Below are 14849 nucleotides of genomic sequence, written 5' to 3'. Positions count from 1 at the left end.
CCGCACCGGCCGCGCCCCAGCGCCGGTCCATCCCCACCCGCACATCCAGAAAGGCCCCACCATGATCGTCATCACCGCCCCCACCAGCACCATCGGCCGTCGGCTCGTCCACGACCTGCTCGACCGCGGGGCGCCCCTGCGCCTCGTCGCCCGTGACCCCGCGCGGCTCGCACCCGAAGTGCGGGAGCGCGCCGAGGTGATCGAGGGCTCGCACGGCGACGCCGACGTCATCGACCGGGCCTGCGAGGGCGCCGAGGCGGTCTTCTGGCTCGCCCCGGACGACGGGGGCGCGCCGAGCGCCGAGACCGTCTACGTCGACTTCACCCGCCCCGCCTGCGAGGCCTTCGCCCGTCACGGGGTACGCCGGGTGGTGGCCATCACCGCGCTCGGCCGTGGCACGCCGCAGGTGGACCACGCGGGCCTGGTCACGTCCTCACTGGCGATGTGCGATCTGATCGCCGCCTCGGGCGTCGCCCTCCGGGCCGTGGCCTGCCCGTCGTTCATGCACAACCTGCTGCACCACGTCGGCTCGATCAACGAGCAGGACGCGTTCTTCATGATGATCGCCCCGGATCTGAAGGCCCCCACCGTCGCCACCCGCGACATCGCCGCGACCGCCGCGGAACTGCTGCTCGACGACACCTGGAAGGGCTCCGGCCAGGTCGCCTGTCTCGGCCCCGAGGACCTGTCGCCCACCGACATGGCGCGGATCGTCTCCGAGGTGATCGGCAGGGAGATCCACTACCGGCAGGTCCCGGGCCCGGCCCTCAAGGCGCGCATGACCGGCTTCGGCATGACCGACGCGATGGCGCAAGGGATGGTGGACATGTTCGAGGCCAAGAACCGCGGCCTCGACAACGCCGAGCCGCGCACCCCGGAATCGACCACGCCGACCACGTTCCGGCAGTGGTGCGAGGAGGTCCTCAAGCCCGCCTTGACGAACTGATCGACCCTGCGCGGGCGTTGGCGCATGAGGAAGCCGGGGCCCGGGACGCCGTGGACATGGACGTTGCGGACGTGGACATCGTGGACCTGGGCATCGGGTCCAGGACGGATGCCGGAAGCGGGCCGCCGTGGATAGGCTTCGACAGTGGTCAACTCCTCCATAGCCCCTGACGAACTGGTGCTTCGCGTCGCGCGGTCGCATGCCCGGGTGCTCGAACTGGCCGGTCGACTCGACGATCAGCGCAAGGGCGGGGCCTCCGCCCTGCCCGGCTGGACCCGCGGGCACGTCCTCCAACACCTCGCCGACAACGCCCGCGCCTTCGAGGCGCAGGCGCTGGCCGCGCTGCGGGGTGAACTCGTCGACATGTACGACGGCGGGCAGGAGGGGCGCGACCGGTCCATCGAGGAAGGGGCCGGCAGGCCCGTGGTCGAGCTGTGCGAGGAACTGAAGCTCGCGCAGGGGGCGTTGGAGGACGCGTGGGGCCGGCTGACGGAGGCGGACTGGCAGCGCACGGTCCGGTTCCGCCACGCCGGCGTGCTGGACACCGCCCTCGCGCGGTGGCGGGAGGCCGAGATCCACGCGGTCGATCTCGCGGTCGGCTACCGCCCCCGGGACTGGCCGCGTGACTTCGCCGTGCACGTCCTGGACTTCCTGTCCGCTCGCGCCCCGGTCGGCACGCGGCTGCTCCTGCGGGCCACCGACGACGAGTTCACCCAAGCCCTGGGCGCGGGCACGACAGTCGAGGTCTCCGGAGCGGTGCGTGACCTCGCGGCCTGGATGTCCGGCCGCGAGACCGACGGCCACCTGGACACGACAGGCCCCGACTTGCCGGAGCTGGGGCCATGGCCGCCCGACCCCGCGGACTGAGAGCATCCGCATCCCTGCCGGGAGGTCACCGGCAGAATCGGGAGGCCACGGGCGGAGACCCCTTGCTATGGTGCGCCGATGCCAACGATCAAGCAGGTCCAAGTGACGTTCGACTGTGCCGAACCCGAGCGCGTCGGCCGATTCTGGTGCGAGGTGCTGGGGTACGTCGCACCGTCGCCACCGGAGGGGTTCGCCACGTGGGACGAGTACAACCAGTCCCTGCCTCCCGAGAAGCGGGACTCCTGGTTCGCGGCCAGCGACCCCTCGGGCGCGGGCCCGCGCCTGTACTTCCAGCGCGTGCCCGAAGGCAAGGTCGCCAAGAACCGGGTGCATCTCGACGTGCGGGCGGGCACCGGCCTCGTGGGGGAGGAGCGCCTGGCCGTCCTCGAGGCGGAATGCGCGCGCCTGGTCGCGCTCGGGGCGGTACGAGGGCGCGTGCTGCTCGCCGACGAGGAGAACGAGTCATGCATCAACATGCAGGACATCGAGGGCAACGAGTTCTGTCTCGACTGACCACCCTGACCGTATGGTTGGGCAGACGGGCCGGGCAGTCTTCACGAGCGCCTGGAGCAGCGGGAAGAGGAAGGCGCTGATTGATGACTGCTCACCGGTCGGATGAGGGGTCGTCCCCGCGGGCCGCCTTACGAAGCCAAGATCCGGAGCACCACTTACCGGCCGCGGCGAGCGACCGGAGGCCGACCGGAGGCGGCGGGTGCCCGGCCGACCGGTCGACACCCGCGGTGCTGCCCCCGTCGCTGCGCACGTGGCTCGGCCTGATCGCGGCCCTGGCCGCGCTGGTGGTCGTCACGGTCGGGGTCCTGTACGCAGGTCACAGCGAACCCGGCGCGGTGGACAGGTGGATCATCGATCCGACGGCGGACAGCGTGCGGCCGCCGTGGCGGAACGTCGCTCTCGCCATTGACTTCTGGGGCGAGCCCGCCGGAGCGGCGCTCCTGGTCGTGGCCGCCGTGACGGGCTGCCTGCTCCAGCGCCGACCGCGCGCGGCGGTGCTCGTCGTGGTCGGCCCCGGCCTGGCCGTGGTGACCACGACGCTGCTCAAGCACGTGGTGGGACGCACCATCCACGGCGCCGACAACCTGTCCTACCCGAGCGGGCACACCGCCTTCCTCACCGCGCTCGCCCTCACCCTCGCGCTGCTCGCGACCGGCCTGCGCGGACTCGGCAGGACGGCCGGCACGCTCCTCGTGCCGGCCGCCGCGCTGGTCGCCGGTGCCGCCATGGGCTGGGCGCAGGTCGCCCTGGTGGCGCACTACCCGACCGACGTCCTCGGCGGCTGGTGCACCGCGCTGGTGGTGGTACCGGCGGCAGCGTGGCTGGTCGACCGGACGGCCGACCGACTGGAGGGTCGGACGGCCGCCGATCAGCGGACGCGCGGCTGACGTCCCGTCACGCCAGGCGCCGGAACACCGGCTTCACCGGCCGTCCGGCCAGCCACGGGGTCGGATCGCTCGCGTCCAGCGCCTTCCGGTACACCGCGCACGCCTGGGCCACCACATCGACCGTGTGGTCGATGTCGGCGTCGTCGAGCGCGCTGCTCACCACGAACGACGGGGCGAGCACCCCGCCCGCGAGGAGGTGGCGCAGGAACAGGGTGCGGTACTCCTGCGACGGCTGCCGGTTCCCGTCGAGGGTCCCGAAGACCAGGTTGCTGGCCCGGCCCCGGACCACGACGTGGTCGCCGACACCCATGCTGGCCGCGGCGTCGCGGACACCGGCGGCCAACCGCTCGCCGAGTGCGTGCAGGCGCGCGGTGACGCCCTCCTCGACGTACACGGTCTGCACGGCCATCGCCGCCGCCAGCGAGTGCGTCTCCGCGCCGTGCGTGGTGGACAGCAGGAACACCCGCTCGCCGGAGTGCCGAAGGCCGCCCCGCTCCATCAGCTCGCGGCGCCCGGCGAGCGCGGAGACGGCGAACCCGTTGCCCAGCGCCTTGCCGAACGTGGACAGGTCGGGCACCACGCCGTACAGGCCCTGGGCGCCCGCCTCGGACCAGCGGAAGCCCGTGATCATCTCGTCGAAAACCAGGACGCAGCCGTGCCGGTCGGCCAACTCCCGCAGACCGGCGAGATATCCGGGCGGAGGCTCCGTGTGGGCGGCGGGTTCGAGGATGAGGCAGGCCACCTCGTCCCGGTACCGGGACAGCAACTCCTCCGTGGCGGCCAGGTCCCCGTACGGGAACGCCACGGTCAGCTCGTTGGTCGCCGCCGGGATGCCCGCGGACATCGGCGTCGTACCGATGAACCAGTCGTCGACGGAGAAGAACGGATGGTCGCCGCAGAGGGCCACCCGCGGGCGCCCGGTGACGGCACGCGCGAGGCGCACCGCGGCGGTGGTGGCGTCGGAGCCGTTCTTCGCGAACTTCACCATCTCGGCGGTCGGCACGGTCGCCAGGAAGCGCTCCGCGGCCTCGACCTCCACGAAGGACGGCCGCACGAAGTTGCTGCCCCGGTCGAGTTCCCGCCGCACCGCCTCGAGCACACGGGGGTGGGCGTGACCGAGGCTGACCGACCTCAGCCCCGAGCCGTACTCGATGTAGCGGTTGCCGTCGATGTCCCACACATGGGCGCCGTGGCCGTGGCTGATGACCGGCGCCAGGTCCTCGGGGTACTGGTCGTCGCCTTTGGCGTACGTGTGCGCGCCCCCGGGGACCATGGCGTGCAACCGCTCGTTCGCCTGCCGCGAGCGGGGCAGTCGGAACTCTTCGGTGTCCAAGCGGACTTCACCCTTCCGTGTGCTTCAGGACCTCGGCGAGGCTCGGTGCCTCGCGGTCCCGCTGGGAGATCGATGTGACCGGCAGCGGCCAGGGGACGGCGAGCTCCGGGTCGTCGAACGCGATCGTCACGTCCTCGGCGGGATCGTGCGGCCGGTCGATCCGGTACGAGGTGTCGGCGATCTCGGTCAGCGCCTGGAAGCCGTGCGCGCACCCCGCCGGGATGTACAGGGTCACCTGCGTGTCGCCGGACAGTTCGAAGGAGGCCACGTTGCGGTACGTCGGCGAGTCCGGCCGCAGGTCCACGACGACGTCGAAGATCTTCCCGTACGAGCACCGCACGAGCTTGGCCTCGCCCGCCCCGGAGCGCAGGTGCAGGCCGCGCAGCACGCCCCGGACCGAGCGGGACACGCTGTCCTGGATGAAGGCGTCCGGGTCGAGGCCCACCGAGCGGATCACGTCGGCGTCGAAGGTGCGGCAGAAGAAGCCGCGCTCGTCGGCGTACGGCGTCGGCTCGAAGAGGTACGCGCCGGCGATCGCCGGGACTTCGGTCGCTTTCATGGTGTCTCCCGCAGGGCAGTCGCTTTGGCGTGGGCGCGGTCGGCCGCCGGGAACAGGGCCGTGGTGAGGGCGGTGAACTGGTGCTTGAGGCGCCCGGCGGCGTCGTGGTTGCGCCCGGTGAGGGTCCGCCGCAGCTCCGCCGAACGCTGCTCGAGAGCCCGGAACTGTTCGAGCAGCCGGTCGGCGTCGACCTCGCGCGCCGGATGGCAGTACGCGCCAAGGCCCATCTGAGCCATGAGCACGTCGCTCTTGGCCGCGTAGCTGAGCGCGAGCGTCGGAGTGCCGACCTTCAGCGCGCAGATCAGGTTGTGGTACCGGGTCGCCACCACGGCGTCGGCACCCGCCATCTCCTTCATGAGGTCGGCGAGCGAGGCCGTCTTGGCCGCGGTGACCAGCGGCGAGTCCACCGCGTCGAGGATCGCGGCGACCACCGACGCGTCGCACTCGTCGCCGGTGACGAGACGGACCGGCCTGCCGTCCGCGACGAGCGCACGGACGAAGCGCGTCGTCCCGTCCAGGTAGCGCCGGTGGATCTCCTCGGCCCGGGCGCGGTCGTCGTTGCCGCCATGGAAGTCCATGACGCCGAGGCACACCGGACCCGGCGGGCCCGAGGGCGTGCTCGCCGACGGCGTCGGCAGGGCGAAGGCGAGGTCCGGGTAGACCTCGTCACGCGAGGTGTCCACGCCCATGTCCCGCAGCGCGTCGCGGGACGGGGCGTCCCGGTACGACCGGTACGCGGCAAGGCGCGCCGACCAGCGCACCAGGGCCCGGGTCGGCCGGTCGCGGATCGCGGCGGCGCCGACGCCGACCAGCGCGACCCGGGTGCGAAGCAGCCGCCCGGACGCGCAGAGCAGGAACAGCGAGTACGGGAAGCCCCAGGGCCGCAGGGGCAGCGTGGCCTCCAGGACGCCCATGCCCGGCACGATCACCACGTCATGGCGGCGCACCCAGGCGGCGGTGCGGAAGACGTCGACGAGTTTGCCGAGGCCCTTGCCCGCGATCGCCCCCGCACGCGACGCGGTCCGGTACTCCCCGCGGTACCAGTGCAGCCGCGTCGCGGGGATCCCGTACCGGGCCGCGACGACCTCGGGCCCGCCGCACAGGGCGTCCACGACCGCCTCCGGATGGTCGGCGCGGAGGTACCCGAGGACGGCTTCGAGCGACCCGTCGTTGCCGAGGTTGCCGGAGCCGAGCAGGCCGAACACCCCGACGCGCACCGGGGTTCCGTGCGCGGACCTCACGCCTTCCTCCCCTCGCGTCCCGCCACGATGGCGTCGACGGAGACGGTGAGCCGGGCCGGGTCGACCGGGGCGCGGTCCTCGACCCGCTCACCGGTGCCCGGCCGGGCCCGGCTGGTCGCCCACGCCGCCAGGTGGCGGTAGCACGCGCGCCGGTCGGCCGAGGACAGCGGCGCCCGCCGGATCGCCGAGACGAAGCCCCAGACGTACTCGGCGAGCAGCCGGGGCGTCGGGTGCAGCGGGCCCGCCCGGCGCGGGTCCAGGTTGACGCACCGGGACCGCTTGGAGGGGTTCGCCCGCTCGGCCCGTGTGGGGTGGTCGCGGCGGAAGTACATCAGCTCCGGCACCTGGTGGAAGGGCCCGTGCAGACCGATCTCGGCGACGAACGTGCGGTCCGCGTGGTGGTAGCTGTCGTGCGGCTTCACGCGGCGCAGCACGTCGGCCCGCATCACGCCGTAGAAGTCGTCGCCGCCGGGCTCGAACAGCATGCTGCGGAAGCGCTCCGGCGCACGCGGCGAGTCGGTGGCGAGCGTGTACTCGTACGGGACCTTCACCTGGCCGTCCTCGTCGATGACCGCCTGGTCGGCGTGCGCGAGGATCACGTCAGGACGCTCGTCGAGCGCCTGCACACAGCGCCGCAGCAGGTCCCGGGCGTACAGGTCGTCGTGCGAGGCCCACTTGAACAGCTCGCCGCGGCACTGGGTGAACACGTAGTTGTGGTTCGGCGCGGCGCCGATGTTCCGGGTCAGGCGGAGGTACCGGATGCGCGGGTCCTTCTCGGCGTACCGGCGGCAGATGTCCTGGGTCCCGTCGGTCGAGGCGTTGTCGGAGATGACCAGCTCGAAGTCCTCGTAGGTCTGGCCGAGCAGGGCGTCGAGCGCCTCGGCGAGGTACTCCTCGCCGTTGTACACGGGCAGGCCGATGCTCAGCCGGGGTTGGGCGGTCATTGCGTCCTCACTTCGGGGATGGGATTGCGGTGGTGCTCGCGCAGGGCCGACCGCAGCTGCAGCCACCACACGGCCGAGGCGCAGAAGGTCGCGGCGGCGACGCCCCAGGCCGAGCCGAGCGCGCCGCCCGCGGCCGCCCCGCCGAGCCCGCCGCCGACGTAGCAGGCGGAGGCGAACAGCTGGGCGCGCAGGCTGCGCCGGGCCGCGGCGAGCGCGCGCAGGCCGGCCGCCGCGCCGATGCCGAGGCCGGAGCCCGCGACACCGAGCACGGCGGGCACGATGAGTTCTGATGCGGAGCGCCAGACGTCGCCGAGCACGTGCTCGCCGGCTCCGTCCGGCACCAGGAGCAGTGCCACGCCCCAGAGCAGCGCGGCGGCGGCGAGGCCGCCGGACAGCATGAGGCAGAACGTGGCCAGGCGGTGCGGGGCCTGCCGCAGCACCCGCGCCGCCTCCGGGACCGTGACGAGCGAAAGCCCCATCAGCAGGGCGAGGAACGGGCCGAGCAGGAGCTCCGCGCCCCGGACCACGCCCACCGCGCTGACCCCGACGATCGCGCCGAGCCCGTACGCCCGCAGCTGGGACGCGCCGCTGACACCGACGTTCTCGACCAGGTACCGGTAGCCGAGGTCGCGCTGCTCGCGCAGCCACGCGCGCGCCTTGTCGGGGCGGGGCCGGATGCCGGACTGGAGGCAGCCGTACCCGGCGGCCACCGCGGCTGCCGCGCCCCAGGCGAGGACGAAGGCCTCCACGCTGCCCACGCGGCCCGCCACCAGCAGGGCGGGGACGAGCGCGACGGCTCCCAGGAGGTCGTTGACGCACGCTTTCCGTCCGGTGCCCGCGGCGAAGAACGAGTACCGCCAGGCGTCCTGCAGGAGCAGCCCGGGCAGCACCACGCCGAGAGCGGCGAACGCGGGCCCCACGCGTCCGCCGAGGCTCAGGCCGACCACCAGGCACACCGCGCCGATGGCACCGCCGACGCCGAGCGCGGTACCGGACGACCGGGCCGCTGCCGCGCGCCAGGGAGCGTCCGGCACACCGCTGAAGCGCACCACCAACGGGTCGGTGGCAAGCCCGCGCGAGACGCTGAGCACCACGCCGTAGGTCACCCAGGCCAGGCTGAACACGCCGAACGCGGCAAGCCCGAGGGAGCGGGCCACATAGATCCCCACCGCGAAGTTGGTCATGCTGCAGACCGCCTGGTCGGCCAGTCCCCAGGACAGCCGTCCTGCCATGGCCCGCTTGGCGGTGCGCTTCTCCCCGTCGGTGGTGGTCATCGGTGTCATGCCTTGATCAGCCCGGCACCGTGCAGGGCGTCGGCCGCGCCGGCGACCGTGTCGAACGGCAGCCCGGCCCGCTCGGCGACGTCGAGCAGACTGTGCTCGCCGTCGGAGAGGCTGAGCACCCACAGCATGGCCATCTGGGCCTGCTGCGCGTCGCTGCGCCCGCCGAGCGACTCGTACAACCCCCGCCTGCCCAGCTGCGGTTCGCCGTAGGGGCTGAGGTTGACGTAGCTCCGGTTGCGGTCGAGGACGGCGAACGCCTCGCGGCAGACGGCGAGGGTGTCCGCCATCGCCTCCGGGGAGACGAAGTCCGGGTTGTCCGCCGAGGTGTGGTACTCGGGGTAGCCCGCGTACGGGGTCCGGCTGAGCGAGCCCACGCCGAGGTTGAACCCGGGCGAGCAGTACTGCCGCTCGTCGTAGCCGTACGGAGTGAACTCGGTGACGCGGTGCGGGCGTTCGGACGCGGTGAGGACGTGCCGCAGGACCCGGTCGATCTCCGCGTCGCCGCGTCTGCTCTGCTTGTACGTCAGCTGTCCCGAGTCGCCCGCGCAGGCGAGCACGAGCCCGTGCTTGACCTGGTCGATCCGCTCCGCGTTGCGGGCCAGCCAGGTGATCGCCCCGATGGTGCCGGGCGCGTAGACGAACCGGTAGGTGTAGTACGGCGTTTCCTCCGCGAGCGCCCTGGCCAGGAACGTCGCCACCGCGACGCCGGCCAGGTTGTCGTTGGCCAGCGACGGGTGGCAGACGTGGCAGGAGACGATCACCTCGTCGGGGACCTGACCGGGGACCACGTGCTCGGCGTAGGTGAGGTGACCGTCCGTGAGCGTGGAGTCGACACGCACCTCGTAGTCGCCGTCGGGCAGCGCGTCCAAGGTCTCCTGGGCCAGGCAGAAGCCCCACTCCGGCTTGTAGTAGCTGGTGCGGTACGGCACCCAGCTCGGGTGGTCCGGCAGGGTGTGCAGGTGTCCGCGCAGCTCGGACAGCGGCATCGTCTCGTGCACCGGCACGCTGTAGCCGAGCACGTGCAGGCTGGACGCGGCGAAGTCGACGACCCGGTTGCCGTCGCTGTCGGCGATGTACGCGTCGCGGATGTTCCACTCCTGCGGCACGGTCCAGTCGAGCACCTGCGTCCCGGTCGGCACCTCGTGCACCTGGAGCGGTACGTACTCGCCGACGATGTCCAGGGTGGCGCGCACACCGTCGCCGGTGATGCTCCGGCACAGCGGGTACAGCCGCTCCACCAGGGCGTGCATCCGCGCGCCCGCCGACGTCATCGGCTCCACCGCAGGGTGTCGTCGACGGCACCGGCGTCGGACGCGGCGCGCAGCACGGCGAGGCGGGTGAAGCGCCGCTCGAAGTCCTCCCGGGTCAGCCCGAACTTCTTGTAGGCATCCGCGAGTTCGAGCGCTCCCCGCTTCACCGTCCACTCACAGTCGAAGCCGGGGATCGCGTCCCGGAACCGGGAGAAGTCCACGCGGTAGGACCGCGGGTCGGCGCCGGTCTCCCCGGTGATCACCACCTTCGAGCCGGACACCGCCTCGGCGACCTGCTCGGCGATCTCGGCGACCGTGACGTTGTTGACCTCGCTGCCGATGTTGAACGCCCGGTCGTGCACCGCCTCGCGCGGCGCGGTCAGCGCGGCCGTGAAGGCCCGGGCGATGTCGGCGGCGTGCACGAGCGGGCGCCACGGGGTGCCGTCGGACATCACCAGGACCTCGCCGGACAGGAGCGCGTGGCCCACCAGGTTGTTCAGCACGATGTCGGCGCGAAGGCGGGGCGAGTAGCCGAAGGCGGTGGCGTTGCGCATGTACACCGGGCTGAAGTCGCCGTCGGCCAGCGCGTGCAGGTCGTCCTCGACGCGCACCTTGGACTCCGCGTACGGCGTCACCGGGCGCAGCGGGGCGTCCTCGGCGACCAGGTCGTCACCGCCCGCGGCGCCGTAGACCGAGCAGGTGGACGCGTACAGGAAGCGTCGCACTCCGGCGTCGCGGGCCAGCCGGGCGAGGCGCACGGACGCGTGGTGGTTGATGTCGTAGGTGAGCTCCGGGGCGAGGGATCCCAGCGGGTCGTTGGACAGCGCGGCCAGGTGGATCACGGCGTCCACCCCGGCCACGTGGTCGGCCGTGACGTCGCGCAGGTCCACCCGGGGCCCGGGCGGGTCCGCGGGGGCCGGGCCGAGGACGCAGTCGGCGAACAGGCCGGAGTCGAGGCCGACGACCTCGTGCCCGGCGGCCGTCAGAACCGGGGCCATGACGGTGCCCAGGTAGCCCTGGTGTCCGGTGAGCAGTACGCGCAAGTTTCAGTCCCCCAGATCGAGCGTGATTTTGGTCGCGGCGAACGCCTCGGCGTAGCGCGCGTGGCATTCGATGCCGCGGATCCGCGCGAGGCCGAGGAAGGCCTCGCGGTCGTACCAGGGCCGGTGCCGCTGCGAGGGGTAGTGCTCCTGCAGCAGCCGGACCTTCTCTTCGGCGATCTCCGGCGACAGCGGCTGGTACGCCGACGGACGGCCGAGGTCGCCGTCCCACTTGACGATCTCGTAGCCGAGCACCAGGTGGTCGCGGAACGCGGTGGTCATCAGCTTCGCCAGGCCGCGGTGGTCCTGGTGCGCGTCCTCGGTGCGGGGCGCGAGCACCAGGTCCGGCTCGGTCCGCGTCCGCAGCTCCTCGACCGCTGCCTTGGCCTCCTCCCAGCGCGCCGGCATCCGGCCGTCGGGCAGCTTGAGCACCGTCAGGTCGAGTTCGGCACCGGGGCAGAAGGCGGCGAGCGCGGCCTGTTCCTCCTGCTCCCGCTCGCTGCCGCCGCCGGAGAGCACCAGCGCGTCGACGCGGAGTCCCGGCCGCGCGCGGCACATCGCGAGCAGCGTGCCGCCCGCGCCGATGGCGATGTCGTCGCAGTGCGCGCCCACCGCGACAATCCGGTCCAGGCGGTGCCCGGCCCCGAGCCGGATCACACGCTCACCCCCACGCCGTCGCGCTCCCACACGGCCCACGGGCGGTCGCCCCGGGCGTAGGCGCCGTCGAGCGCGGCGCGCTCCTTCACGGTGTCGGTCGGCTTCCAGAAGCCGCGGTGCTGGTGCGCCACCAGACGGCCCTGCTTGGCCAGTCGGGCGCAGCCGTCGGCGACCAGGTCCCCGTTCTCCGGTATGTGGTCGAAGACCTCCTGGCGGAGCACGAAGTAGCCGCCGTTCTCCCACAGCGGCATGTCGCTCACCGCGGTGATGCCCCCCACCAGACCGTCCTCGCCGAGCTCCACACAGTGGAACGACGACTGCGGCGGCACCACCATCATCGAGGCCCCGGCGTCACGCCGGGAGAACCGCTCGATCATCTCCGGCAGCGGGGCGTCGGTGAGCACGTCGGCGTAGTTGGCGAGGAACATCTCGTCGCCGTCCAGGTGCTGCCGCACCCGGCGAAGGCGCTCCCCGATCGGCGACTCGATGCCGGTCTGCGCGAACGTGATCGTCCAGTCGGATATGTCGGTGGAGAGCAGCTCGGTCCGGCCGCCCCGCAGCACGAAGTCGTTGGACGTCGTCTCCTCGTAGTTGAGGAAGAAGTCCTTGATGTGATGGGCCCCGTACCCGAGGCACAGGACGAACTCCTTGTGGCCGAAGTGCGCGTAGTAGCGCATGACGTGCCAGATCAGCGGTCTCGGGCCGACCATCGCCATCGGCTTGGGCACGTCGTCCGCGGCGCCGCTGCGCATCCGCATCCCGTAACCGCCGCAGAACAGGACGACCTTCATGCTGTGACCTCTTTCACGACGCCGACCTCGACAATGCTCAGTTCCGGGATGGGGAAGACGAGGCGGCCGCCCCACTCGTGGACGAAGGACAACTGCTCGGTCAGTTCGGCCCGCAGGTTCCACGGCAGGACGAGCACGTAGTCGGGCTTGTCGGCGGCGATCTGCTCGGGCGGCAGGATCGGGACGCGCGTGCCCGGGGTGAACCTGCCGTGCTTGTAGGGGTTGCGGTCGACCGTGTACGCGAGCAGGTCGGGCCGGATGCCGCAGTGGTTGAGCAGGGTGTTGCCCTTGCCGGGGGCGCCGTAGCCGACGACCGTCTGGCCGCGCTCGGCCGCCTCGATGAGGAACTTCAGGAGATCCCGGCGCACCTTGGCGACCCGGGCGGAGAACTCGGTGTACCCGGACAGTTCCTGAAGGCCGGCGGCCTTCTCCCGGGCGAGCACGTCGGCCACCTGCCGCGAGGGCTCACCGGCCACCTCGGCCGGCCGGGCCCACAGCCGGATGGAGCCGCCGTGCGTGGGCAGCAACTCGACGTCCACGAGGGCGAGTCCACCGCTCGCGAGGGCCCGGATCGCGGACGCGACCGTGTAGTACTGGAAGTGCTCGTGGTAGATCGTGTCGTACTGGTTCTCCTCGATCAGCGTCAGCAGGTGCTGCACCTCGATGGAGACCCAGCCGTCGTCGGCGACCAGGGCGCGCAGCCCCTGGGTGAACCCGACCACGTCGGGGATGTGCGCGTACACGTTGTTGGCCACGACCAGGTCCGCGGGACCGTGCTCGGCGCGGACGGCCGCGCCGGTGTCCGGGGACAGGAACTCCGTGAGCGTGGGTACGCCCGCCTCCCGCGCCGCGGCACCGACGTTCACCGACGGCTCGATGCCGAGGCAGCGGATGTCCCGGGCCACCACGTGCTTCAGGAGATACCCGTCGTTGCTCGCCACCTCGACCACGAAGGCGTCGGGGCCGAGCCCCACCCGCGCCGCGGCGTCGGCGACGAACCCGCGCGCGTGCTCCACCCAGGAGGTGGAGAAGGAGGAGAAGTACGCGTACTCCTCGAACGTCTCCTCCGGCGTGATCAGCGGCGGGATCTGCGCGAGCCAGCACTCGGTGCAGACCCGCAGGTGCAGCGGGTACGCCGGTTCCGGCTTGTCCAACTGGTCCGCGGCGAGAAAGCTCTCGCACGGCGGCGTCGCCCCCAGATCGACGACGCTGGCCAGCGCCGTCGAGCCGCAGAGTCGGCATCCTGTCATCTACTTCCCCCCATCTCTGCCCGCGCGGGTGCCCCGCAGCGAGCCCGTGTTTCCGTTGCCTGCCGGCGGCGTGCTGTGCCCGCCGCCTGACCGCCCCGCGATCGCGGTGCGGTACCCCTCCTCCAGGCGCTCCAGACCGACGGCCGGGCTGAAGTTCCCCTCGTATCGGCGCCGGGCCGCCTGTCCCATCTCCCGGTTGCGGTCCTGCTCGGTCGCGATCCGGCGGATGCGCAACGCGAGCGAGGAGGCATCGCCCGGCTGGTGGAGCAACCCGGTCACCCCGTCCTCGACGAGCTCGACGAAGGCACCGTGAGCGGCGGCGACGGCCGGGACCCCCGCCGCCATCGCCTCCGCCACCACCAGGCCGAACGTCTCCATCGCCATCGACGGCGCCACCACCGCGACCGACCGCGCGACGACCTTCCGGCACTCCTCGGGGTCGCACAGGCCGACGTACCGCACGTCGTCCCGCCCCGCCGCCCAGTCGGCCACCTCCCGCTCCAGCGGCCCCGCCCCGGCGAGCACGAGCGGCACACCCACCCCGCCGCCCGCGGCGACCTCGTCCCACGCGGTCATGAGCAGCCGCACGCCCTTGGCCTCCGCGAGACGGCCCAGGAAGAGCAGATGCTCGCCGGGGCCCGTCCGGCGGGTGCCCGGGTCGGGGACGAAGTTGTGCTTCACCGCGAGCCGTTCGGCCGGCATGCCGGACCGCACCAGGACGTCGCGCTGCGCCGCGGAAATGCAGAAGAACCGCTCCACGCCGGTCCACCACCGCCGCCGGTTCACCGTCATGCTGACCGCGAGCGGCACGGTCGCGAGCCGGGAGTCGCGGTAGCAGCCGTGCCGGACGGCGGGCACCGGCACCTTCGACCCGACGCACTCGGTGCACGCCTTGCCGTCCCGGTGCAGCGTCCCGGGCGGGCAGACCTGCGTGTAGTTGTGCAGCGTGGCGACGACCGGCACGCCGACGTCGGCGCAGGCGGCAAGGACCGCGGGGGACAGGAGCGGGAAGACGTTGTGGACGTGCACCACGTCCGGCCGATCGGCGCGCAGCCGGGCGGCGAGCCGCGAGCGGACCGCCGGATTCCACGGTACGAGGAGCGGCACCGCGACCTTGCCGAGCAGGGAGCGGGCGGCGATGTCGTCGCTGCGCCGCTCGAACACGTCGACCCGGTGGCCGGCCGCGCGCAGCAGTCCCGCCTCCTCGTCGACGACCCTGTTCTCGCCGCTCGGCTGCGCCGAGGAGTAGCGGTTGTGCACCACTAGTACGTGCATCTGATGCATGCTC

15 protein-coding genes are annotated in these 14849 nt (G+C 72.5%); 4 read left to right on the top strand and 11 right to left on the bottom strand.

Features of this window, described 5'->3' with window-relative positions:
• The first annotated feature begins 61 nt into the window (after positions 1 to 61).
• From ACZ6BG_RS30205 to ACZ6BG_RS30190, 4 genes are all read left to right on the top strand, one after another.
• Positions 62 to 946 carry an NAD(P)H-binding protein gene (locus ACZ6BG_RS30205; RefSeq protein ID WP_469007391.1) on the top strand — a complete coding sequence of 295 codons (885 nt, stop codon included), beginning with the start codon at positions 62 to 64 and terminating at the stop codon, positions 944 to 946.
• A 144-nt stretch (positions 947 to 1090) separates the two neighbouring features.
• Positions 1091 to 1813, top strand: a complete 723-nt coding sequence (locus ACZ6BG_RS30200; RefSeq protein ID WP_469007389.1) for a maleylpyruvate isomerase family mycothiol-dependent enzyme — start codon at positions 1091 to 1093, stop codon at positions 1811 to 1813.
• A 78-nt stretch (positions 1814 to 1891) separates the two neighbouring features.
• Positions 1892 to 2326, top strand: coding sequence for a VOC family protein (locus ACZ6BG_RS30195; protein WP_469007386.1), 435 nt, complete (start codon positions 1892 to 1894; stop codon positions 2324 to 2326).
• A gap of 227 nt (positions 2327 to 2553) precedes the next feature.
• The gene (locus ACZ6BG_RS30190) at positions 2554 to 3213 is read left to right on the top strand and encodes a phosphatase PAP2 family protein (protein WP_469007382.1); all 660 of its coding nucleotides are present in this window, start codon (positions 2554 to 2556) and stop codon (positions 3211 to 3213) included.
• Positions 3214 to 3220: 7 nt separating this feature from the next.
• On the opposite strand, the gene ACZ6BG_RS30185 is transcribed toward ACZ6BG_RS30190, so the two are convergent.
• From ACZ6BG_RS30185 to ACZ6BG_RS30135, 11 genes are read right to left on the bottom strand one after another with little or no spacing between them, the layout of a single operon-like run.
• The gene (locus ACZ6BG_RS30185) at positions 3221 to 4546 is read right to left on the bottom strand and encodes a glutamate-1-semialdehyde 2,1-aminomutase (RefSeq protein WP_469007379.1); all 1326 of its coding nucleotides are present in this window, start codon (positions 4544 to 4546) and stop codon (positions 3221 to 3223) included.
• A gap of 7 nt (positions 4547 to 4553) precedes the next feature.
• Positions 4554 to 5105, bottom strand: a complete 552-nt coding sequence (gene rfbC, locus ACZ6BG_RS30180; protein ID WP_469007374.1) for a dTDP-4-dehydrorhamnose 3,5-epimerase — start codon at positions 5103 to 5105, stop codon at positions 4554 to 4556.
• On the bottom strand, positions 5102 to 6346 hold the full coding sequence (locus ACZ6BG_RS30175) for a polysaccharide pyruvyl transferase family protein (protein ID WP_469007372.1): 1245 nt from the start codon (positions 6344 to 6346) through the stop codon (positions 5102 to 5104). Before ACZ6BG_RS30175 ends, rfbC begins: the two co-directional genes overlap by 4 nt.
• Positions 6343 to 7290: a glycosyltransferase family 2 protein gene (locus ACZ6BG_RS30170; protein WP_469007370.1), complete on the bottom strand. Its 948-nt coding sequence runs from the start codon at positions 7288 to 7290 to the stop codon at positions 6343 to 6345. Before ACZ6BG_RS30170 ends, ACZ6BG_RS30175 begins: the two co-directional genes overlap by 4 nt.
• Positions 7287 to 8573: a hypothetical protein gene (locus tag ACZ6BG_RS30165; protein ID WP_469007368.1), complete on the bottom strand. Its 1287-nt coding sequence runs from the start codon at positions 8571 to 8573 to the stop codon at positions 7287 to 7289. Before ACZ6BG_RS30165 ends, ACZ6BG_RS30170 begins: the two co-directional genes overlap by 4 nt.
• Positions 8570 to 9844 carry a DUF4910 domain-containing protein gene (locus ACZ6BG_RS30160; protein ID WP_469007365.1) on the bottom strand — a complete coding sequence of 425 codons (1275 nt, stop codon included), beginning with the start codon at positions 9842 to 9844 and terminating at the stop codon, positions 8570 to 8572. The genes ACZ6BG_RS30165 and ACZ6BG_RS30160 overlap by 4 nt, the downstream gene beginning before the upstream one ends.
• Positions 9841 to 10866 carry an NAD-dependent epimerase/dehydratase family protein gene (locus tag ACZ6BG_RS30155; protein ID WP_469007362.1) on the bottom strand — a complete coding sequence of 342 codons (1026 nt, stop codon included), beginning with the start codon at positions 10864 to 10866 and terminating at the stop codon, positions 9841 to 9843. Before ACZ6BG_RS30155 ends, ACZ6BG_RS30160 begins: the two co-directional genes overlap by 4 nt.
• 3 nt (positions 10867 to 10869) lie before the next feature.
• Entirely contained in the window at positions 10870 to 11520 is a 651-nt protein-coding gene (locus tag ACZ6BG_RS30150; RefSeq protein WP_469007358.1) for a PIG-L deacetylase family protein, read from the bottom strand.
• Positions 11517 to 12311, bottom strand: coding sequence for a glycosyltransferase family protein (locus ACZ6BG_RS30145; protein ID WP_469007356.1), 795 nt, complete (start codon positions 12309 to 12311; stop codon positions 11517 to 11519). Before ACZ6BG_RS30145 ends, ACZ6BG_RS30150 begins: the two co-directional genes overlap by 4 nt.
• Positions 12308 to 13561, bottom strand: coding sequence for a methyltransferase domain-containing protein (locus ACZ6BG_RS30140; RefSeq protein ID WP_469007354.1), 1254 nt, complete (start codon positions 13559 to 13561; stop codon positions 12308 to 12310). Before ACZ6BG_RS30140 ends, ACZ6BG_RS30145 begins: the two co-directional genes overlap by 4 nt.
• Positions 13562 to 14836: a glycosyltransferase gene (locus tag ACZ6BG_RS30135; protein ID WP_469007679.1), complete on the bottom strand. Its 1275-nt coding sequence runs from the start codon at positions 14834 to 14836 to the stop codon at positions 13562 to 13564.
• Positions 14837 to 14849 lie beyond the last annotated feature (13 nt).

Source organism: Streptomyces sp. NPDC041205, from assembly GCF_055591765.1.
Note: the sequence above shows the minus strand (reverse complement) of the source record. Positions and strands in the feature narration are given on the sequence as shown.